Origin of the sequence: Vibrio renipiscarius (assembly GCF_000827885.1) — a bacterium.
Lineage (GTDB): Bacteria > Pseudomonadota > Gammaproteobacteria > Enterobacterales > Vibrionaceae > Vibrio > Vibrio renipiscarius.
Genome location: NZ_JTKH01000019.1, coordinates 71063 through 93328, shown reverse-complemented (window position 1 = coordinate 93328; position 22266 = coordinate 71063). Strand labels below are relative to the sequence as shown.

The following is a 22266-nucleotide window of genomic DNA, read 5'->3' as shown; positions in this document are numbered from 1 at the left end:
AAAAATTTGAACGTGTAAAACCGCACGTAAACGTTGGTACTATCGGCCACGTTGACCACGGTAAAACTACTCTTACTGCAGCTATCTGTACTACTCTATCTAAAGTATACGGCGGTTCTGCTCGTGACTTCGCTTCAATCGATAACGCTCCTGAAGAGCGCGAGCGCGGCATCACAATCTCTACTTCTCACGTAGAGTACGATACTCCAGCACGTCACTACGCACACGTAGACTGTCCAGGACACGCGGATTATGTTAAAAACATGATCACTGGTGCTGCACAAATGGACGGCGGTATCCTAGTTGTTGCTGCAACTGATGGTCCAATGCCTCAAACTCGTGAGCACATCCTACTAGGCCGTCAGGTTGGTATCCCTTACATCATCGTATTCATGAACAAATGTGACATGGTAGATGACGAAGAGCTACTTGAACTAGTAGAAATGGAAGTTCGTGAACTTCTTTCTGAGTACGATTTCCCAGGTGATGACCTACCAGTTATCCAAGGTTCTGCACTAGGCGCACTAAACGGCGAAGAGCAGTGGGAAGCTAAGATCATTGAACTTGCAGAAGCTCTAGATTCTTACATTCCAGAACCTGAGCGTGCAATCGATATGCCATTCCTAATGCCAATCGAAGACGTATTCTCAATCCAAGGTCGTGGTACAGTAGTAACTGGCCGTATCGAGCGCGGTATCCTAAACGTAGGTGACGAAGTAGCAATCATCGGTATCAAAGATACTACGACTACTACTTGTACTGGTGTTGAAATGTTCCGTAAACTGCTTGACGAAGGTCGTGCAGGTGAGAACGTTGGTGCACTTCTACGTGGTACTAAGCGTGATGACGTTGAACGTGGCCAAGTACTTGCTAAGCCTGGTTCAATCACTCCACACACTAAGTTCGAGTCAGAAGTATACGTACTTTCTAAAGATGAAGGCGGCCGTCATACTCCGTTCTTCAAAGGCTACCGTCCACAGTTCTACTTCCGTACAACTGACGTAACTGGTGATATCTCTCTACCAGAAGGCGTAGAAATGGTAATGCCAGGCGACAACATCCAAATGATCGTTGAGCTAATCGCTCCAATCGCAATGGATGATGGCCTACGTTTCGCTATCCGTGAAGGTGGCCGTACTGTAGGTGCTGGTGTTGTAGCTAAAATCTTCGAATAATTCTTAGGAATTAAATGAAGGTATAGTAATACCGCATTTGAAAAGGGAAGCTTCGGCTTCCCTTTTTTATTTTCGGTTATAAGTAAAACGACCGTCTTAATCTTCTTCCCTCTCCTTTATTCCTACCAAAACAACCCCTTATTTGCCTCTCTATTATCTGCCGTGTCATTGCACGTTTTTGCCCTCTAAAAATCGCTAAAAAACGTTTTCTATATAGCGAATCGGTCTTAAATTTTGACTAGATCTAAGTGGTAATAATAACGCTTCTCGTTTATATTTCTTTGCGTAGTTTACGTTTTAGGAATCAAGATGTACGTTTGTCTTTGTCATGGTGTCTCTGATAAAAAAATCAGGCAGTTAGTATTGGAAGAAGGCATTGCCGATATGCGCAGCATCAAAAAGTGCACCGCTCTAGGCTCGCAATGCGGAAAATGCATTAAACAGGCAAAGCTAATCCTGAACGAAACCGCACCCCAATTGTATAAACAAGCCTGCTAAACCGCCGTTCGCTTTTTGACTCTTTGTTGATTGGTTCTACAGTTAAATGAACCAACAAGGAGGGTTATCCCATGAAAGGCGATCCAATTATTATCCAACACCTCAATAAAATCCTTGGCAATGAACTTGTCGCCATTAACCAATATTTTTTGCATGCGCGTATGTATAAAGATTGGGGGCTAAAACATCTTGCTGACAAGGAGTATCACGAATCAATCGATGAGATGAAGCATGCCGACCATTTAATTGAGCGCATTCTCTTTCTGGAAGGGCTCCCTAATTTACAAGATCTGGGAAAGCTGATGATTGGTGAAGATACACAAGAGATGCTTGAGTGTGATTTGAAGCTCGAAATGATCGCGATTCCTGATCTTAAAGACGCCATTGCCTACGCCGAAGATGTGCGTGATTATGTCTCACGCGATTTATTTCAAGAAATCCTTGAAGACGAAGAAGAGCATGTCGATTGGCTTGAAACTCAGTTAGGTCTCATCCGCTTAAGTGGGCTGCAAAATTATCTTCAAGCGCAATATGTGGATGAAGATTAACACTCGATTTGGATCATTCGTTGAGCGCTCGTTTATCGGGCGCTTGCTGTTTGTTTCTTGGCTCACTACGCTCCCTTTTATCCGCGACATTTCTCTTGCTTAACTTGCTCTCTTTCTGTACTATTCGTGCTCCTTAAAACTCGGTCATTTATCTTTAGTTCCTTGCTTCCTCTGGACGACCGGGCCACTCGTGGAAGCTAATAATCCGTAAGGAGCAACACATGCGTCATTACGAAATCGTATTCATGGTTCACCCTGATCAAAGCGAACAGGTTGCGGGCATGATCGAACGTTACACTGGTTCTATCACTGAAGCAGGCGGTACTGTACACCGTCTAGAAGATTGGGGCCGTCGTCAACTGGCTTACCCAATCAACAAGCTTCACAAAGCTCACTACGTTCTTATGAACGTTGAAGCTGACCAAGCTGTAATTGATGAGCTAGAAACTGCTTTCCGTTTTAACGATGCAGTTCTACGTAACATGATCATGCGTACTAAAGCAGCGATCACTGAGCAATCTATCATGCTTAAGCAGAAAGAAGAGCGTGCTCCTCGTCGCGAAGATCGTGAAGAGCGTTCAGAGCGTCCAGCTGCTGCTGAGTAATTGATTGTATGACCAATCGAATGGAGTTAAGTGGCAGCGTCGCTAAGCCTCCCATTCGTAGTAAAAGCCCTAGTGGAATAGAGCACTGCCGTTTTTGGTTAGAGCACCGTTCTACTGTCATTGAGGCCGACTTAGTTCGTCAAGTTTATTGTCGTATGCCAGTCGTCATCAGTGGGGCAAGGTCGCAAGCATTAACTCAAAACTTAGTACTAGGCAGTAACATTAAGGTAGGAGGCTTTGTCGCTTACCAAACCGGCCGTAATGGCATTGGTAAAATAGTGTTGCATGCTGACCACATCACTTATATTTAAGATCAGGAGATAGCCCATGGCTCGTTTCTTCCGTCGTCGTAAATTCTGCCGTTTCACTGCAGAAGGCGTACAAGAGATTGATTACAAAGACGTAGCAACTCTTAAAAACTACATCACTGAAGCTGGTAAAATTGTTCCTAGCCGTATCACTGGTACAAGCGCTAAATACCAGCGTCAACTAGCTCGTGCTATCAAGCGTTCACGCTACCTAGCTCTACTACCGTACACTGACAAACATCAGTAATCGGTTCGTTTTATTAAGACAGAGGATTAAATAATGCAAGTTATTCTACTTGATAAAATCGGTAACCTAGGTGCACTTGGCGACGCAGTAAACGTTAAATCTGGCTATGCACGTAACTTCCTTATCCCACAGGGTAAAGCAGTTATGGCTACTAAAGCTAACGTTGAAATGTTCGAAACTCGCCGTGCTGAACTAGAAGCTAAAGTTGCTGAGCAACTAGCAGCTGCTGAAGCTCGTGCTGAGCAAGTTAACGCACTAGAAGCAGTTGTACTTGCTTCTAAAGCTGGTGACGAAGGTAAACTATTCGGTTCTATCGGTACTCGCGACATCGCTGAAGCAATCACTGCTGCTGGCGTTAAAGTTGTGAAAAGCGAAGTTCGTCTTCCAGAAGGCGCTCTACGTAACACTGGTGAGTTCGCGATCAGCGTTCAACTTCACTCTGAAGTTTTCGCTACAGTTAACCTACAAGTTGTTGCTGAGAAGTAATTTTCAGTTTCAAGACGTATTATTAAAAGCACCTGTTTACAGGTGCTTTTTTTTGTCTGAAATTTGGGGAAAGATTGCTACCCCTCAATGTCATACCAATCAACATCCGTCTTTGCTTGTTTGCAGGCCAATGTTGATCGTGTACTACTTTTCGAGGGTATTAGAAGATAAACAGTAAATTGACCGAAAACACGCTGTCTGATTTTGCCAGGCCGGTAGGCACGCGGTCATGATATTGGCGTGAATGAGCGAGCTTCAAAGCGATGTCTTCGGTAATGTTGTTGGTGGCACTGATGTCGGTATCGATTCGCGTGTTACTGTGGCCTGAGACGGCTGTCATGTCCACCGCGATAGATAAGTTATCTAACGCCTGCCACCGAGTATTCACATTGCCACGAAAGATCGCTTCTTCGACGATTTCAGGAAAGATGATGTCATCATCATCGATTTCATCTTGGTTTGGCTCTTGGTAGCGAAAGCCTGGACCAAATTCGACCTCTAAAACAAATTGATCTGTATTTGAGAATTGATAACCCAATCCGCCTGAGAAGGTGTAGTCTTTAAAATACGCGGTATAACGTGAATCGACACCTTTAAAGCTGCCATAGGCATAAGTTTTGGCCCCTAATTTGAAATCACTTTGCGCGCTGTAAGTGGATTGACGTTTGTCCTCTTCGCCATCTTTGTACAGTAGGTAGTATTTCCATTCGCCACTCGTACGATAACGCCCTTTGATGTATTCAGCATTAAGGCGTGAGTTCAAAGCTTCAGAGTCGGAATTACCAGAGTGGGATTGATAGCCAAATTCAACTTCAGTGCTCCACGGAGAAGCGATTTCAATATCGTCCGTCTGTTCTGTTTCTTGTGCATGGGCGAGCATAGAGCTCATTAAACCTAAACCGGCTAGCCAAACTTTCGACACGAAGTCCCTCAAAAATTAAATAAACGACCACTATGATAAGGTCAGAATGATAATGTGGATAGAATGCCACACCGTCAGCAATAAGTTAATTCTCCCTGAGAACAACACAAACTTGGGTTTGCCTAAAGACAAGTGGTGTATTCTCATTATAATGAACCTCCACGAAAAGTAGTTGAGCAAAACCATGGCAGATACCCGTCCGGACAATCGCAAACGTAAACATCCTGATGCACAAGTGGATGCAATAAAAGTCCCACCACATTCATTAGAAGCAGAGCAATCCGTTATCGGTGGCCTGTTGCTGGATAATGAGCGCTGGGATACGGTTGCAGAACGAGTCATGGCGAGCGACTTTTATAGCCGTCCGCATCGACTGGTTTTTGAGGCGGTGAAACGCATCCTTGAAGACAGTAAGCCACTCGACTTGATCACATTATCCGAGCACCTTGAGCAGCATGAGCAGCTTGAAGATGTCGGTGGTTTTGCGTACCTAGCGGATTTAGTTAAAAACACCCCAAGTGCTGCGAACATTAACGCTTATGCCGATATCGTGGCAGAGCGTGCATTGGTGCGTAACTTGATCAGTGTAGCGAATGAAATCGCCGATTCAGGCTATGATCCGCAAGGTCGTTCATCTGACGATTTGCTTGATCTCGCAGAGAGCAAAGTCTTTGCGATTGCAGAGTCGCGCACGACAGAGAATGAAGGCCCACAAAGCGTTGATAACATCTTAGAGAAAACGCTTGAGCGTATCGAGTTACTGTATAAATCGCCACAAGATGGTGTGACTGGCGTTAATACGGGTTTCCACGACCTAAATAAGAAAACCGCCGGACTACAAGGCTCAGATTTGATCATCGTTGCAGCCCGTCCATCGATGGGTAAAACCACCTTTGCGATGAACTTGTGTGAAAACGCCGCGATGGATCAAGACAAGCCGGTTCTCATCTTCTCTCTAGAGATGCCTGCTGAACAGCTAATGATGCGTATGTTGGCATCGCTTTCTCGTGTGGATCAAACCAAAATTCGTACCGGCCAGTTGGATGATGAAGACTGGGCGCGTATTTCTTCGACCATGGGTATTCTCATGCAGAAGAAAAATATGTACATCGATGACAGCTCAGGCTTAACACCGACCGAATTGCGTTCACGCGCTCGTCGTATCGCGCGTGATGCCGGTGGCTTGAGTATGATCATGGTCGACTACTTGCAGTTGATGCGAGTACCGGGTATGCAAGATAACCGTACTCTAGAAATTTCTGAAATTTCGCGCTCATTGAAGGCGTTAGCAAAAGAGCTTAACGTGCCTGTTGTGGCACTTTCGCAGCTTAACCGTTCCCTAGAGCAACGCGCGGACAAACGTCCAATCAACTCAGATTTGCGTGAATCAGGCGCGATCGAGCAGGATGCCGATTTGATTATGTTTATCTACCGCGATGAAGTTTATAACCCAGATAGCTCAATGAAGGGCACCGCAGAGATTATTCTTGGTAAGCAACGTAACGGCCCGATCGGTTCGGTGCGTTTGACCTTCCAAGGGCAATATTCTCGCTTTGATAATTATGCGGGACCTGCGTTTGATATGGATGACGAATAACACTATGAGTTACATGAAGGCCGCAACGGCGCATGTTGATCTTGCTGCGTTAAAGCACAACTTGCAGCAAGTCAAACAGCAAGCTCCCAATAGTAAAATTATGGCGGTGGTGAAAGCGAATGGCTATGGCCATGGATTGCGTCATATTGCCAAGCACGCCCAAGACGCGGATGCTTTTGGTGTTGCGCGTATCGAGGAAGCGTTGCAATTGCGTGCGGCAGGCATCGTTACGCCAATCTTACTGTTAGAAGGGTTTTACTCGTCGGGTGACTTACCTGTTTTGGTGACCAATAATATCCAAGCCGGTTTGCATTGCATTGAGCAGTTGGAAGCATTAGAAAATGCCCAACTTGAAGCACCGGTTCAAGTATGGCTAAAAATCGACAGTGGTATGCACCGCTTAGGCGTGCGTCCTGAGCAGCTTGAGTCTTTTATCGCTCGCTTGAATGCGTGTGAGAACGTAGCGAAACCGCTGCGTTTTATGAGCCACTTTGCCAGTGCCGATGAACTAGAAAAATCCACGACGGTCGAACAAACCGAACAGTTCCTCGCTTTGACTCAAGACTACCAAGGTGAGCGTTCACTTGCCGCTTCTGCTGGTATTTTAGCTTGGCCAGAAAGCCAGCTAGAATGGGTTCGCCCGGGGATTATTATGTATGGCGTGTCGCCATTCAGTGATAAATCTGCGGCAGAGTTGGGTTACCGTCCAGTCATGACCTTGAAATCACATTTAATCGCGGTTCGCGAAGTGAAAAAAGGGGAGAGCATCGGTTACGGTGGCATTTGGACCAGCGAGCGTGATACCAAAGTGGGTGTGATTGCGATTGGTTATGGTGATGGTTACCCGAGAACGGCCCCGAACGGTACGCCAGTGCTGGTGAACGGTCGTCGTGTCCCTATTGCTGGTCGAGTCTCTATGGATATGTTAACGGTCGATTTAGGGCCTGATGCATGCGATAGCGTAGGGGATGAAGCCATCATGTGGGGGAATGATCTTCCATCAGAAGAGGTCGCCGCCCATATTGGCACCATTGCTTACGAGCTGGTGACCAAGTTAACGCCACGCGTTGATATGGTATATTCAGACTAAATACATTGAAAAGGGAACGCGGTTGCGTTCCCTTTGTTGTTTATGGCATCTTGGTTTAACGTTATTTGGATCAGGACCTTGTCGGCGAAAATCCTATGAATCTGACTAGGTGAATGCCGAATGCCACAGATTTAGAATGGCCGATAGAGAAGCGAAGCTTTTGAACGTGATATGCCTCAATGTGATTGAGTTTGCACTGAGCCATAATTGGCCATTGAAAATAAATAACATAACCTTGTGTTTGCGCCGTGGTGCCCAAACATCAGGAATAGCTTCTAATTTTGCTTAAAATCGGGGATTCCTCGCGAGTGATGCACTGGCAGGAATAAAGCCTACTGTAACATCGGAATAGAGACCATGTTGAAAAATATTAACCCAACGCAAACTCAAGCGTGGAAAGCGCTAACTGCTCATTTTGAATCTGCACAAGATATGGAACTGGCGGATCTTTTTGCTCAAGATGCAGCTCGCTTTGACAAGTTTTCTACACGTTTTGGTGACGATCTTCTGATCGATTACTCTAAAAACTTAATCAACCAAGAAACGTTACAACATCTTTTTGCTCTAGCAAAAGAGACAGAACTTCACTCGGCAATTGAGGCGATGTTCAGTGGCGAAGCGATCAACAAAACAGAAGAACGCGCGGTGTTGCACACGGCTTTGCGTAATCGCAGCGATAAGCCAGTTATGGTTGATGGCAAAGATGTGATGCCTGCCGTTAATGCTGTTCTCGCTAAAATGGAACTGTTTACCCATCGTATCGTATCGGGTGACTGGAAAGGCTATACGGGCAAAGAAATTACGGATGTCGTGAACATCGGTATCGGCGGTTCGGATCTTGGTCCTTACATGGTGACTGAAGCGTTAACGCCATACAAAACGCGCCTAAAAATGCACTTTGTTTCTAACGTCGATGGCACGCACATCGTTGAAACATTGAAGCCTCTAAACCCAGAAACGACGCTGTTCTTAGTGGCATCAAAAACATTCACAACTCAAGAAACAATGACGAACGCGCACTCTGCACGTGATTGGTTCTTAGCTGAAGCGGGTGACAACGCACACGTTGCGAAACACTTCGCGGCGCTATCAACGAACGCAACCGCTGTGGCTGAGTTTGGTATTGATACTGACAACATGTTCGAATTCTGGGATTGGGTTGGCGGTCGTTACTCTCTATGGTCGGCAATTGGTCTTTCTATCTCTCTTTCTATCGGTTTCGATAACTTTGTTGAGCTACTTGATGGTGCTCATGAGATGGATAACCACTTTGCTTCCACTGAGCTTGAAAGCAATATTCCTGTGATTCTTGCGCTTATCGGTATTTGGTACAATAACTTCCACGGTGCAGAAACCGAAGCGATCCTACCTTACGATCAGTACATGCACCGTTTTGCTGCTTACTTCCAGCAAGGTAACATGGAATCAAATGGTAAATACGTAGACCGTAACGGCGAAGCCGTGACTTACCAAACGGGCCCAATTATTTGGGGTGAGCCAGGAACTAACGGTCAGCATGCTTTCTACCAGTTAATTCACCAAGGCACTAAGCTGATCCCGTGTGACTTCATTGCACCTGCAATCAGCCACAACCCAGCAAGCGATCATCACCAAAAATTGATGTCGAACTTCTTCGCACAAACAGAAGCGCTAGCATTTGGTAAATCAGCAGATACCGTGCTAGCTGAGTTTATTAAAGCCGGTAAAACGGAAGAAGAAGCGGCATCACTCGTGCCATTTAAGGTATTTGAAGGTAACCGCCCAACGAACTCAATCTTAGTTAAGCAAATTACACCACGCACGTTGGGTAACTTGATTGCTATGTACGAGCACAAAATCTTCACGCAAGGTGTTATCTGGAACATTTTCAGCTTCGACCAGTGGGGTGTAGAGCTTGGTAAGCAACTTGCAAACCAAATTCTTCCTGAGCTTGCGGACGCAGCTGAAATCAGCTCACACGATAGCTCGACCAATGGTTTGATTAACGCGTTCAAAGCGTTTAAAGCTTAAGTCGCATACTTGAAGCCATGATATTGAGTCTTTTGGCGAGCAAAAGTTGAAAACGTAAAACGCCAGCAATGCTGGCGTTTTTTTATGGGAGCGACGTAATCGTTTCTCGGTTTAGACGGTGTGATGGATACCGCTGTTCGCTTCCGCTTGTACCGAGAATTTCTGCCCGAGCATCGCGATCAGTTGGTCGTAATATTGGCTATTTTGTTTGTTGCCAAGCAGCTTACACAACTCGTTACCGGTTGGGGTAAAGCGGTAGTAAAGTAAACGTACGCCTTTGCTGTGCACTTGCAGTACGAGATTATTCCCCTGATAAATCAGCGGCAATGGAGACTCCAAATTAATCTCACCCGATTCGAGTTCTGTACCATGCATCAAACCCAGTTCAAACAACACGAGCAGGCTGGAATAGGGCAATTGGTAGTTACCAATGTTGATATTGGTTGTGAGAGTGCGTTTGCCTAAGCGGAATAACCCACCTCGAGCGCGAAAACCAATCAGTAGTTTGCGACTGTTGTCATTGCCAAAACTGCACGCGAGTGAGGCGGCACGTTGAAGAATTTGAGCTTCTTTAGGCGTCATGTCTTGTAAGACTTTAAGCGCTTTCATTGAAGTCGATCCAGGATTGATCACTTCGCGCTTAAACACTTGCGCCCAGAGTCGCTGCATTGAGGGATTATGGACTTCTTGGGCCATATCAAAGAAGCGATATAACCAATCTTGATCGGGTTCTCCGGCGGTTTCATCACTGCAGGCTGAGTGCGCCAGTTTTAAGATCTTCTCTAGGTTTTTTTGACGTTGCTCACGACGGTGACGTTCACGTAATAAGGCGCGCTCTAACGCGGGCTTTTGAGGGGATTCTGTTTGTAGTAGCGCATCTAAACCATGCTCTTGAGCAATGTGCAGCACGCGACTTGAACTCTCTTTCACGTAGTTCGATTTCTTTTCGTGGCGGCTTTCTTGGTTTGGTTGGTGCTCAACGGTTACAGCATGATGGCTTTCAGACATTGGTTTCCCTTCACCCATATGAACGTGATGATTAATGTACCTTTTTAGCTTAAAACTCGCTATAGAAAGTCATGTGAGTGATGTTCTGTTTTAATGGAATATCGGACCAATGCTTAAGGCGTTTATTTACCCTTGTCACATCCCATAGAAAGGCTGATGACATCCAATGCCTAGAGGTTCTTTTCGTCTCATCAAAGTATCAAAAAGAGAAAGGAAAATTTTGCTACCTTCAATGATAATAATTTGTTAAAATTGTTATCGAAATAGCGAGGGTTTATGAAGTATTCCAAAGAGAATAAATTCAGAAAGCACCTGTCGATTACCTTATTACTCTGTATTTACCTAGCTGTGCTGGTGTATCTCTCTCGATACTTGATCTAGCAATAGGGCGTTTTTCAGGCAATAAACAGGTTGCTTTTTTGTTAATGATTACGCATCAAGAGTGACGTAATGCAAGCGACGACATGGCGTGATGCACTCACTGCCATGACCATCAATAGTCATCGTACTCCTCGATGGCCGTTCCTTCGATGATGTAGCCCGTTTCTGCCAGTTCGTGATTCAGTGTTTCGGTTTTCAGTGTTCCTACAACGTAAATGACATCCCATAACTGTTGGATAGGCGCGCCTTTTGGAAACTTCACATAGATGATTTGATTGGGTGGCGGTGGTGGTACATGGATACAGGCACCAAAGTAGGGCACCAACAAAAATTCGGTGATCTTCTCTTCATCGCCTTCTAGCGGTACAACGAAGCCAGGTATTTTCACTTCACTGCCATTGAGTTCTTGTCTGACGGAACCTAAGGTGGATTGTTGCATCGCTTCACCGCTATGGTCTGTCACAAGTGGCATGCCCATCGCGTCAAATTGATTACGTTCACTTTCAGGAATTAAATCTGTCCAGTCTAAGGTCAGAATGTTTTCCTCAGCAACGGCATAGATTGGAAACGCGACACTGAGCATCCAGCACAGTAATACAAAGACTTTTTTCATTATTACACCCGTATTGTCATTCCATCGCTCAGAGACTGACGATAAGCTCGAAGCGCGGGGAAGATGCCAATCACCGTTCCGGCCAATTGCACGGCAACGATAAGACCTAATTCATAATCGGACAACATAACTAAAGGTAACTGAATTCCATAGTTTTGAGTCACAAAAGGACCGGCTAGCGCCAGTAAACCATAGAGTAAAGCGGTCCCTGTCAGTATTCCTATAAAGGTTAGCACACTCGCCTCTAAGATCAGTAGGCTAAAAATATGCCGCGGCCTGGCCCCCATCGCTCGTAAGATCGCCATCTCTCTGCGTCTTTCTTGTAAGCTAGTCAGTAAGCTTGAGAGCATACCGAGTAACCCCGCGACAACCACAAAGCCTGACACCACCATGAGCGCTTGTTCAGCCACTGACATCATGCCCCACAATTCATGCAAAGCGACCCCCGGTAAAATGGCGCTGAGAGGCTCTTTTGTATAGGTGTTGATTTGACGCTGTAGTGCGAAGGTTTGAATTTTTGATTTCAATCCGACCATCATGGCTGTGATCTGATTGGGTTGAAACTCCGCGTTGACTAAGTGATCAGCCGACGGTGTTTGCCCCATTCTTGCCCCTGACTCCCAGCCGACGTGAATCGCTTCAATGGCTTCTAGCGAGACATGGACCGTTTTATCAACCGGCGTACCTGTTGGGGCGAAAATGCCAACGACGGTAAACGGTAAATTGTCATGACGACTAAAACCCACATCACTAATGCCATGCGCAATAATGATCTCACTGCCGATATGATAGCCCAACTTCTTTGCTACATCGGCGCCGATCACGGTTTCAAATAAACCGGTAAATGGTTTGCCTTGAGTGAGTTTTAAAGGTTGTTTATTGCCATAGCGATAGTGTTCAAAATAGCTTTGATTGGTGCCTAAAACACGAAACCCTTTGTGTGAGTCTCCTAGTGAAAGGGGGATGGTCCAATCCACAGCGCGGTGTTGGCTAAACTCTTGGTAGCTCTTCCAGTCGATATTATTCGTAGCATTGCCAATGCGGAATACGGAGTAGAGTAATAAGTTCACCTGACCAGAGCGCCCGCCCACGATCAGATCGGTGCCTGAGATCGTATTGGCAAAACTGGCTTTGGCTTGTGTGCGAATACGCTCAACGCCAAGTAATAAGACAAGCGAAACGGCCACCGTCAGAATGGTCAGGAAGGCGGTTAAGCGGCGATTGTTGACGCTTTTCCACGCTAACATCAAGGTTGGATTCATTGTTGCTCTCCCGCTTGATTGATTTGGCGAAGATCCAAGCTGCGATCAAATAAAGGTTCGAGAGTGGGATCGTGACTGACAAAAATCAGAGTGGCATTGACTTGATTTGCTTGCTCCAACAAGAGCTCAATGAAGGCGCTGCGATTGTCGTGATCCAATGACGAGGTGGGTTCATCGGCAATGATCAGTGGTGGGTTACCAATGAGCGCGCGGGCAGCGGCTACACGTTGCTGCTGACCAATACTGAGCTCCACGACGGGTTTGTGCATCAGTGAGTCGCTCAAGTGGAGTTTGCTCAGCAGTTCTTTCGCTCGTTGTTCTAAATTGATCGTTACGCGTCGCTTTCTCTGCGCAGAAAACTGGCAAGGAAGAATGACATTTTCAATCACGCTTAAATAGGGCAGTAGGTTAAATTGCTGAAAGATATAGCCGATATTATCCGCGCGGAAGCGATCTCGTTGACGGCTACTCAACTGAGTGAGCTCCTCGCCGAGAATCGCGACCGAACCCTGCTGAGTTTGATTGATGCCGGTGAGTAAGCCTAGCAATGTGGATTTGCCACACCCACTTGGGCCTTTAATAAACAAATGTTCGCCACGACGTACCTCAAGTTTTTCAATGACTAACGTTGGGTCGTCATTGCCTGGCCATGAAAAATGTACCTGATTGAGGTCTATCACCTTCGATTGTGAGGTGTTGTCCATTGAGTTTTTCCAATTAATATCGATAACAAGTTGAGCTTGGCATTGGCGCCAAGCTCACTTTTGATTTACAGCTTAATTGTGGTGTTCTTTTAGTTAAGGTCGACGGCTTTTTGTTGGGTATCCGTCAGTATATTCGCGTGCACTTTCTCTGTGCTTGGGAATAGGCTAAACCACTGGGTCTCGATCTGTTCTAGTTGATCAATTTGGCCACATTGGTAGTGGTACTCAACCGTAAATTCACCGTGGTTGGTCTGTTCTTTGTGAGTTTCATGCTGTTCGTGATCATCGTGGTGTTCATGTTCGTCATGGTCATGATTTTTTTCTTGATGTTGATCATGGGCTTTTTCATCATGATGGTCGTGGTCGTGGTCGTGGTCGTGGTGCTCATCGTCACCCAAACTATGACGAACGGACACGTGCTTAACTTCACATTGCGCCGCTGCCGAGATCATCATGACATCATTTGGTTTGCTCAACTGCGCCACTGCGTTCGTCAGAGTTTGTGTCTGTCCTTCCGTTTCTGGCGCGTGCTCAAAACCAACTACATCCGCTCCTGGCGCGGTGATTTCAAATAAAAGCTCGTTCGCATCTTGTGCAATATTGAATTCTACTTCGCCGTGGACATGCGCATCGTGTTGGCGAAAACCGTCTTCAGCGACAGCAGAATGCGTCACGACGAAACCTAAGGCAAGGGCAATGGGAGAAAATTTGTTCATTTTATAATCCTAGAACTTATCAAAATATGTGTGAATACCCACATTCCAGTTGTGAGTATTGAAATACCGAGTGTCACCGAGGTATTGAAGATGAAATGTATAGTTTAGATAAGTTTAGGTGGTGCTCGCGCACTTTGCGCAATCACGGGAGCCTCTAGATACTGGTACACCGCAAGCGAAGGTGGAGACTCTGAAGTATTGGCAAGGAGAAGTGTCAGTGGGTTTGATTTGGCACCATGCACGACGCTCGCAAATAGCTGGCAATGATGGTGCTCATGATGTTGCAGATCGAGGTCGAGTTGATGGTGAATAACCGCGAAGTTGGTCCATAGCAATAGCATGACGGCACTAAGTACAATCATGAGTTTGCATTGAGACACGAAACGAAAGCGGGGCATCACGACCATCAAATAAAAAACCGGAGTTGTTATACTATAACAACTCCGGTCAAAATTTTAAGTGCTAAATTGTGCGACTAAAGGTTTTGTGCAATCAGGTTTAGAACTTGCTGTATTTCATCGGCGGTCAATACACCTTCTTTTACAAACAAGACTTTACCTTGTTTATCTTGCACGATAATCGCCGAAGACTCTGCTTTTAGATCCCAGCTTGCTGCAACGACACCGTTTTCATCCAATACCATTGAAGACCAAGGGAAATCGGTTTTGCTGTCTTGTGCCGAGGATTTAACGAATGAGCCCGTACCCCAAATAGAATCATCTTGGTTAATGATGGTGGTGGTTTGGTAGTTGGCTGGTGGGAACTGTGAAGAAGTAATTGCGGCCATTAACGGCGCATTCATTTCTTTCGAGTTGCTGCGTCCGGCAATCGCCTGAATCACTCGTACTTTACCGAGCATCGCATCGCTATTCCATTGCTGATAAACCGTGTCGTTGTCTTGCACGAGAATTTCACCATAGCTGGTCACGTCAACGTTAGGCGTCTTGCTGCCGATCGTTAAATTGTGCGCATTTGCCCACATAGGTAAAGCTGCAATAGCGAGAGCGATAAGCGTTTTGTTGGTCATTATTTTCTTCCTATTAAGTCATGCTGAGCTGACGAGCCTAAAGTATATACTCAAACTTTAGACTAAGAAGCCAGACCATTGGCCGGAAAGGCATTTAAACGTCGTGCTGAGGAGGGAAACAAACCCCCGTACCACCCAGGCCGCAATAGCCGTTCGGATGTTTTGCTAAATACTGCTGGTGGCCGCTTTCCGCAAAATAATAGGGCTTAGCGTTATCAATCTCAGTGGTCACGATGGGCTGGCCGAGTAATTGCTGATAGCGCTGTTTTGAATCGAGTGCACACGAGAGGTGTTGCGGGTCATAGACATAAATGGCAGAGCGATATTGGGTACCTAAGTCGTTGCCTTGTCGCATGCCTTGCGTGGGGTTGTGTTGTTCCCAAAAGCATTTAAGTAATTGGGTGACGTTGATGATCTCAGGGTCAAAGATCACTCTGACCACTTCCGCGTGCCCAGTACGGCCGCTACAGACTTCTTCATAGGTGGGGTTTGGCGTGTAGCCGCCGGAGTAACCAACGGAGGTGCTGATGACACCATCAAGCTGCCAAAAAAGGCGCTCTGCCCCCCAAAAGCAGCCCATGCCAAACAGAACCTGCTGTTGATTTGAAGTGGGCTTTGCCGATAAGCTGGTCCCATTGACAAAATGGCGATCATCGATGGCCATCGGTTCTTGGCGGCCAGGTAGGGCTAACGCCGCAGAAATAAGCGTTTGTTTATCTAACATATAGCAATCCTTTATAGTGTTCGATAGAAGAAGACCGAGGTTTTGATGCTTTTCATACAGACTAAATCAATAACTGACGTTATTATTTAATATAAACAATACGAATTAGTAACCTTTGAAGTCCATGTTTAAAAAGTCGATTATCATTTTTATTACTGCACTATGTCTGCCTCGCTACGTGGTGGCGAATGATATGGATTTATCTATTAAGGGCTTAAAGGGGTCATTGAAAAGTAATGTCGATGTCTATTTGACCGCCATTCCTGAAAAAGACTATGACACGTCACTGCGCTTCCAAGCGCGCTTAGAAAGCAATATCACCGAAGCGCTTAATGCGCTGGGCTACTACCATCCCACTTTTGATTTTAGCGTGTCAAAAGATGGCGATACGTTGATCGTCGATGTGACGCCAGGTAAGCCGGTATTAATTGAACAGTTGGATATTCAATTTGAAGGTGAAGCGAAACAAGACAAAGACTTTGCGGCTCTGGTTAGGCTTAGCGGCTTAAAGATCGGCAAGCGACTCAATCAAGGCAAGTACGATGCATTGAAATCAGGCATTCGTAACCTCGCGTTGCAAAAGGGCTATTTTGAAGGAGACTTCACGGACAGCCGCTTGGAAGTCTCACCGGAACGAAACCAAGCCTATATCCATCTTCATTTCGATAGTGGTATTCGCTATCACTTTGGTGAAACCACCATCACCGGCAGTCAGATCGAAGAAGATCGCGTACATTCCCTCGAACCTTATGAAAAGGGTGATCCTTACCTCGTGTCCGACATTGGGGTGTATAACCAAAACTTATCGAATACAGACTGGTTTTCTTCGGTATTTGTGGAGCCAGATTTAAGTTATCTCGGCGAAGGTCGTGAACTTCCGGTCAAAGTGTCTTTGGCACCACAAGCTAAAAATCAGCTCGAAACGGGTCTTGGCTATTCGACCGATGTGGGCGTTCGTGGCTCACTCAAATGGAAAAAGCCTTGGGTGAATTCGCTTGGCCACAGTTTTGATAGTAGCTTCTCTTTGTCAAAACCGGAGCAGACGATTACGGCAGGTTATCGTATCCCTCTCGACGATGTCCTTAATGAATACTATCGTATCCAATACGGCATGAAAAAAGTCGATAACCGCGACACCAAAAGTTTGGAATCCAACTTGGCGCTAGAGCGTCACTGGACGCTTGATAATGGTTGGCATCGCACCGTCTTCATCCGTTATCTGTTGGAGAACTATGAGCAGGGTGTTCAAGATGATAACGCGCAATTCTTGCTCCCGGGTATTTCGTTTTCTCGCACTCGTTCACGTGGCGGGGCGATGCCAATGTGGGGTGACAGGCAGGCGGTAACGTTTGAATATGGCGATCCAAAAGCAATGTCTGAAACTCAAGTGCTTCGCGTTCTGGCGGGGACCACTTGGATTCGTAGCTTAGGCGATAACCACCGTGGTCTTTTCCGTATTGACGGCGGAGCAAACATCACGAATGAATTTGACAAATTATCCCCATCATTGCGTTTCTTTGCCGGCGGCGACAATAACTTACGAGGTTATGGCTATGAATCGATCTCTCCTCGGGATTCAAGCGGCGCACTGACCGGTGCCAAATATATCGCGACGACATCGTTGGAGTATCAATATCGCGTCGTGGGTAACTGGTGGGGAGCCATGTTCTATGATTATGGTGATGCCTTTAATGACAAGCCGGAATTTAAACGAGGCACGGGTGTGGGAATCCGTTGGGAATCGCCTGTTGGACCGGTGAGATTAGATTTTGCTTGGGGGCTCGATGCGAACCCAGGTGATGAATTCAAAATACATTTTACTCTAGGGCCTGAGTTATGACCAAAGTGGTATTAAAGTGGTCAAAATGGCTTTCTTTGATGGTGGTTGGTGTGGTGTTGCTGCTATTGCTGACACTGGCCGTCCTGTTGTTTTCCAAGCCAGGTTTGAGTTTGGTGGTGTGGGGGGCTGATCGTTTTGTTCCACAATTAACGATTGGCGATCATCAAGGGGCGATTTTCCCGCGCTTTACCTTAAAGGATGTGACCTTCAAAGATGAAGATCTCCAGGTCGATGCTCAAATAAAATCATTAACCTTAGCCATAAAACCGGCCTGTTTTACCGAGCCAAGTGTCTGTGTTGATGATCTTAGTGCGCAAGGTGTGCAATTGAGTTTGCCTCAGTTACCAGCATCTGAGCCTGCTTCTGAAACAGAAACCTCAACGAACTCGCCTATTACTTCTCCTTTGCCAATCCGTGTCGGTCGCATTTTATTGCAAGATGTCGATCTTGATGTTTTAGGCAATCAAGTACGTTGGAATACCTTTGCCACCGGGTTTAGTTTTCAAGGCAATCGCTTAACGATTAATAAAACGCTTTTTGATGGCGGGGTTGTCAAGCTCGCTCCGAGTGCCACGAATGAAACCGACAAGCCGTCAACAGCGACCACGACCAGCCAACCCAAAGCGATAGTATTACCGGATGTAGTGCTGCCTTTATCGATTGACCTCACTCAGCTTGATATTAGCGACTTTAAACTTGAACAAGCGGAACCTGTGATTGTGGATCAGCTGAGTTTGAAAGCGTTAGCGAGCCAATCGACCGTGAAAGTGAGCTATCTGAATGTGGATATGCCGCAAGTCAAAGCCGATCTGAGCGGTGAAGTCACGTTAGCGAAAGGCTATCCGTTGGATGTTAGCCTTAATGCTTTGGTGAAAATGGATCCGGTCAATGGGCAAAAACTCGCTTTGAAAGCGAGTGGCAGTGTTGAAAAACTCAAATTAGATGCCCAATTACGTCGATTAATTCAGGCCGATATCAAAGCGGATCTTGAGCCGCTTGATCCTAATTTACCGTTTAAGATTGCCCTGAGTAATGGCCAGGTACAATGGCCACTGACAGGCAAAGCTGACTACCAAGGCAAGATCGCGCAGTTCAATGCCAAAGGATCGTTGAACGGCTATCAATTGGATCTTGATGCTGACGCCAAAGGTCTGGCGATTCCAGACGTCGCTTTGACGTTAGCCGGTAAAGGCGATTTATCCGAAATTCATTTGTCGGACTTAGATGTAAAAACGCTGGGTGGTGAGATTAAAGGGTCGGCGATGGCCAATTGGCAAGCCCCTATTAATTGGGCGGCAGACCTGACGCTTGCCAATATTCAACCTGGCCTGCAATGGGCGGAAGCGGAAGGCAATCTTAGCGGTGCGTTAAAAACCGACGGCTCCTTAACAAAGCAAGGGGGCTGGCAAGTGAATCTGCCTATGCTCGATATTGACGGCGTGTTGCGTCAATACCCACTTAATGTGGTGGGTTCACTAACAGCATCAGACAAAAAAGGTCTGGGAGAGATTTATCTCGAAACGCCAACATTGGTGCTCTCTCATGGACCAAACCAAATTGAAGCGAAGGGCAAACTCGAACAGCAGTGGAATATGGAAGTGAAGCTCAATCTTCCAGAAATCGCCAAATCTGTGCCTGAGTTGAAAGGCAGTGCGCTGGGGGATTTAAGCTTGCGCGGTAAGCTGAGTGAGCCTGAAGTTGGCGTGAATCTTGCGGTCAATAACATTGATTGGCGCGGGGAGGCGGAAGTGAAAAGTGCTCGCTTACAAGGGAATGTCATTCCACTGCCTTTACCTCATGGCAAAGTGAGCCTGAATGTAGAACACATCAAATATCAGGATAATGTCATTGATGATGTTGCCTTGACGATTGGTGGTAATCAAGACGCTCATGAATTGAGCTTAGAGGTGAATTCCGATGTGGCTTCCACTCGCCTCGCGATCAGTGGCAATTTGACGGATAAACCGAATCTTGTGTGGCAAGGGCAACTGGGTCGTATGATGATTCGTTCACCACAAGGGGAGTGGCGACTGAATCAGGCGACGGCGGTAACGTTTGATTTTGAAAGTAAGATGGCGGCCGTTGGGGCGCATTGTTGGCAGCAAAATAACAGCTCGGTGTGCCTTGATAAAGACATTCAAGTGGGTGAAAGCGGAGAGGCATCACTGTCAATTAAGCAGTTCGATTTTTCGCAACTCGCGATGTTTATGCCAGAGAAAACAGAACTGAGTGGATCGGTTGAGGGCAATGTTTGGGCTAAGTGGTCTCCACAAAGCGATCCTGAACTGAAAGCGTCGTTGAATATGCCGCAAGGCCAAATCAAACAAGAGTTTGATAAGCCCCTCGTGTTCGGCTGGAATAAGGTCAATATTCATGCTGATGTCAGTAACAACCAGTTGAAGGCGGACTGGCTGTTTGATGTGAAAGACAATGGTGATATTAGTGGTCAGGTGATGATTCCCGACCTCACGACACAAGAGAAACAAATCGAAGGGCGCCTCGCGCTGAGTACCTTTAATCTGGATTTCTTGAACGTGCTGGTTGGAGAGTATAGCCAGATAAAATCGAATATTGAGACGGATGTTACTTTTTCAGGGCCATTGCTCCATCCTCGAGTGAAGGGGCAATTCGTGGTCGATGATATGATGCTTCATGGCGAAGTCTCCCCCGTTGATGTCAATTCAGGTCGATTAACAATTGATTTTAATGGCTATGACGCGGTTCTAAACGCAGAGATTCAAACCCCTGATGGTCAATTGAATGCGAACGGTGATGCGAATTGGCGAGATTTGCAAGATTGGCGTACCCATTTACGTGTGCATGCGAATGAATTGAAAGTTGACGTGCCGCCGATGGTTAAGGTCAAAGTGACCCCAGATATGACTATCTCGGCATCCCCAAAACACGTCGGTATTGATGGCAATATTGCGCTGCCTTGGGGAAGAATCATTATTGACGAATTACCGGCGAGTGCCGTGAGCGTTTCCAAAGATCTCGTGTTGGTTGATGCGCAAGGCAAACCGATTGAAGAGAGTTCGGCGATTCCGTTTGAAGTAGAAACGAACATCAATATTAAGATTGGTGATGACTTCAAATTGTCTGCTTTTGGCCTCAAAGGGGGCTTGGTCGGTAATTTGAAAGTCGCGCAAAAAAACAAAGGCCCATTTGTGACGGGAGAGGTCAATATTGTCGACGGTTCGTATCAGTCGTTTGGCCAAGATCTTCTGATTGAAGAAGGGAAGATTTTAATGAACGGCCCCGTTGATCAACCTTATGTACAAATTACGGCGATTCGAAATCCTGATAATACGCAAGATGATGTAACGGCGGGGGTGAAAGTGGTTGGGCCGGCTGATGAACCTCAATTGACGATTTTTTCTGATCCTGCCATGCCACAAGCGAATGCTTTATCGTACCTCTTAAGGGGCCAAGATATTGATGGTGAATCGGGTGGCAATGCGATGACAACGACCCTGATTGGCCTTAGCTTAGCGAAAAGCGGCAAAGTGGTCGGCGAAATTGGCCAAGCATTTGGCGTGCAAGATTTACAGCTAGATACAGCAGGTTCAGGGGACGATTCTCAAGTGACCGTCAGCGGCTATGTGTTGCCTGGTTTACAGGTTAAATACGGCGTCGGTATTTTTGACTCTGTCGGCGAATTTACCGTCCGCTATCGTTTGATGAAAGATCTTTATCTTGAGGTCGTCTCTGGGCTCGATAGCGCTGTCGATATCCTTTATCAATTTGAATTTAATTAACAGAAATCTGATGCAGCATCTAATCTTTGTCTATGGCACGTTACGTGAAAATCAAAGTAATCATCATTTTTTAGCGGGGGCTGAGTTTCTCGGTATGTATAAAACGCAACCTGAATACACGCTTTATGATCTGGGTGCTTATCCTGCCGTAGTAAAAGGTTCGGATGTGGTTTTTGGTGAGCTTTATCTTGTTGATGATGCGACGTTAGTCCAGCTTGATCGTTTAGAAGATGTGCCTATTGAATATCGCCGAGAACAACTAGAGACGCCATTTGGCCGCGCGTGGATCTACCTCTATCAGGATGCTGCTCGTTTGGATGTGATCCTTTCATCAGGTGATTGGAATCAGCGCAACAAAAGGTGATGTTATGATTTTAAGGAGAGGCAATATGAAGTGGATGTTTATGCTGTTGTGTTTGGTTCTTGTTGGTTGTGCAGCTCAACCCATTACGATAGCTAACACCGAAGAGGCTTGGCAAGACTACGGTCAGCAGCAAGCTTTAGCTGGTAATAGAATGCGTTCAGAGCAAAAACTTTCAGAGTTGGATCAGTCGGGTCCTTTTACCGCTGAGCTTTATCAAGCGTATCAAGCCGGATACGCGGTAGGTAAGGAATTGTATTGCGGGCAAAGTGCGTATATGGCGGCTAAGTCAGGTCTGCCATATCAGGGCATTTGTGACGATGTGAATCCCTTCTTTCGTAGCGATTACGACAACGCAATGTCCGATTCTTGGTAGCGTTTCAATT

General features: G+C 46.1%; 23 protein-coding genes. 14 read left to right on the top strand and 9 right to left on the bottom strand.

The window, feature by feature from the left end; genetic code table 11:
* From tuf to rplI, 7 genes are all read left to right on the top strand, one after another.
* The coding region (gene tuf, locus OJ16_RS10550; RefSeq protein ID WP_040990220.1) for an elongation factor Tu at positions 1–1175 on the top strand (1175 nt) is incomplete at its 5' end.
* Positions 1176–1484: 309 nt separating this feature from the next.
* Positions 1485–1673 (top strand): (2Fe-2S)-binding protein, encoded by a 189-nt coding sequence (locus tag OJ16_RS10545; RefSeq protein WP_040990218.1) that lies wholly within the window; start codon positions 1485–1487, stop codon positions 1671–1673.
* A 71-nt stretch (positions 1674–1744) separates the two neighbouring features.
* Entirely contained in the window at positions 1745–2221 is a 477-nt protein-coding gene (bfr, locus tag OJ16_RS10540; RefSeq protein WP_040990215.1) for a bacterioferritin, read from the top strand.
* Between the two features lie 221 nt (positions 2222–2442).
* The gene (gene rpsF, locus OJ16_RS10535; protein WP_040990214.1) at positions 2443–2826 is read left to right on the top strand and encodes a 30S ribosomal protein S6; all 384 of its coding nucleotides are present in this window, start codon (positions 2443–2445) and stop codon (positions 2824–2826) included.
* A gap of 8 nt (positions 2827–2834) precedes the next feature.
* Positions 2835–3137: a primosomal replication protein N gene (gene priB, locus OJ16_RS10530; protein WP_040990212.1), complete on the top strand. Its 303-nt coding sequence runs from the start codon at positions 2835–2837 to the stop codon at positions 3135–3137.
* 16 nt (positions 3138–3153) lie between these two features.
* Entirely contained in the window at positions 3154–3381 is a 228-nt protein-coding gene (gene rpsR / locus OJ16_RS10525; RefSeq protein WP_000090472.1) for a 30S ribosomal protein S18, read from the top strand.
* Positions 3382–3414: 33 nt separating this feature from the next.
* Positions 3415–3867: a 50S ribosomal protein L9 gene (gene rplI / locus OJ16_RS10520; protein ID WP_005596634.1), complete on the top strand. Its 453-nt coding sequence runs from the start codon at positions 3415–3417 to the stop codon at positions 3865–3867.
* Positions 3868–4027: 160 nt separating this feature from the next.
* Here rplI and OJ16_RS10515 read toward each other — a convergent pair whose 3' ends face one another.
* Positions 4028–4756 (bottom strand): DUF481 domain-containing protein, encoded by a 729-nt coding sequence (locus OJ16_RS10515; protein WP_040990243.1) that lies wholly within the window; start codon positions 4754–4756, stop codon positions 4028–4030.
* 217 nt (positions 4757–4973) lie between these two features.
* On the opposite strand from OJ16_RS10515, the gene OJ16_RS10510 reads away from it, so the two are divergent.
* The 3 genes from OJ16_RS10510 (at position 4974) to pgi (ending at position 9486) form a co-directional block, all read left to right on the top strand.
* Positions 4974–6386 (top strand): replicative DNA helicase, encoded by a 1413-nt coding sequence (locus tag OJ16_RS10510; protein WP_040990150.1) that lies wholly within the window; start codon positions 4974–4976, stop codon positions 6384–6386.
* 13 nt (positions 6387–6399) lie between these two features.
* Positions 6400–7476: an alanine racemase gene (gene alr, locus OJ16_RS10505; protein ID WP_040990148.1), complete on the top strand. Its 1077-nt coding sequence runs from the start codon at positions 6400–6402 to the stop codon at positions 7474–7476.
* Positions 7477–7833: 357 nt separating this feature from the next.
* Positions 7834–9486, top strand: coding sequence for a glucose-6-phosphate isomerase (gene pgi / locus OJ16_RS10500; protein ID WP_040990147.1), 1653 nt, complete (start codon positions 7834–7836; stop codon positions 9484–9486).
* A gap of 111 nt (positions 9487–9597) precedes the next feature.
* Here the strand turns inward: pgi and OJ16_RS10495 are convergent, their stop codons facing one another.
* The 8 genes from OJ16_RS10495 to msrA all read right to left on the bottom strand — a co-directional run bounded on the left by OJ16_RS10495 (position 9598) and on the right by msrA (position 15921).
* The gene (locus OJ16_RS10495) at positions 9598–10494 is read right to left on the bottom strand and encodes a TIGR03899 family protein (RefSeq protein ID WP_040990145.1); all 897 of its coding nucleotides are present in this window, start codon (positions 10492–10494) and stop codon (positions 9598–9600) included.
* 493 nt (positions 10495–10987) lie between these two features.
* The gene (locus tag OJ16_RS10490) at positions 10988–11488 is read right to left on the bottom strand and encodes a DUF3299 domain-containing protein (RefSeq protein ID WP_040990143.1); all 501 of its coding nucleotides are present in this window, start codon (positions 11486–11488) and stop codon (positions 10988–10990) included.
* A gap of 2 nt (positions 11489–11490) precedes the next feature.
* A complete protein-coding gene (locus OJ16_RS10485) occupies positions 11491–12750 on the bottom strand; it encodes an ABC transporter permease (protein ID WP_040990141.1) in 1260 nt (419 codons plus the stop codon).
* Positions 12747–13454: an ABC transporter ATP-binding protein gene (locus tag OJ16_RS10480; RefSeq protein ID WP_040990139.1), complete on the bottom strand. Its 708-nt coding sequence runs from the start codon at positions 13452–13454 to the stop codon at positions 12747–12749. The genes OJ16_RS10485 and OJ16_RS10480 overlap by 4 nt, the downstream gene beginning before the upstream one ends.
* 89 nt (positions 13455–13543) lie before the next feature.
* Entirely contained in the window at positions 13544–14170 is a 627-nt protein-coding gene (gene zrgA / locus OJ16_RS10475; protein ID WP_040990138.1) for a zinc uptake protein ZrgA, read from the bottom strand.
* Positions 14171–14274: 104 nt separating this feature from the next.
* The gene (locus OJ16_RS10470; protein WP_236688460.1) at positions 14275–14532 is read right to left on the bottom strand and encodes a DUF2607 family protein; all 258 of its coding nucleotides are present in this window, start codon (positions 14530–14532) and stop codon (positions 14275–14277) included.
* A 113-nt stretch (positions 14533–14645) separates the two neighbouring features.
* Complete coding sequence (locus OJ16_RS10465) at positions 14646–15197, bottom strand: YtfJ family protein (protein ID WP_040990137.1); 552 nt, start codon at positions 15195–15197, stop codon at positions 14646–14648.
* Between the two features lie 94 nt (positions 15198–15291).
* Entirely contained in the window at positions 15292–15921 is a 630-nt protein-coding gene (gene msrA, locus OJ16_RS10460; RefSeq protein WP_040990135.1) for a peptide-methionine (S)-S-oxide reductase MsrA, read from the bottom strand.
* Positions 15922–16045: 124 nt separating this feature from the next.
* Between msrA and tamA the strand changes: the two genes are divergently transcribed.
* From tamA to OJ16_RS10440, 4 genes are read left to right on the top strand one after another with little or no spacing between them, the layout of a single operon-like run.
* Positions 16046–17761 (top strand): autotransporter assembly complex protein TamA, encoded by a 1716-nt coding sequence (tamA, locus tag OJ16_RS10455; protein ID WP_040990134.1) that lies wholly within the window; start codon positions 16046–16048, stop codon positions 17759–17761.
* Complete coding sequence (gene tamB, locus OJ16_RS10450) at positions 17758–21519, top strand: autotransporter assembly complex protein TamB (RefSeq protein WP_040990133.1); 3762 nt, start codon at positions 17758–17760, stop codon at positions 21517–21519. Before tamA ends, tamB begins: the two co-directional genes overlap by 4 nt.
* 10 nt (positions 21520–21529) lie before the next feature.
* Positions 21530–21883 (top strand): gamma-glutamylcyclotransferase family protein, encoded by a 354-nt coding sequence (locus OJ16_RS10445; protein WP_040990132.1) that lies wholly within the window; start codon positions 21530–21532, stop codon positions 21881–21883.
* A gap of 25 nt (positions 21884–21908) precedes the next feature.
* Positions 21909–22256 carry a DUF2799 domain-containing protein gene (locus tag OJ16_RS10440; protein WP_040990131.1) on the top strand — a complete coding sequence of 116 codons (348 nt, stop codon included), beginning with the start codon at positions 21909–21911 and terminating at the stop codon, positions 22254–22256.
* Positions 22257–22266 lie beyond the last annotated feature (10 nt).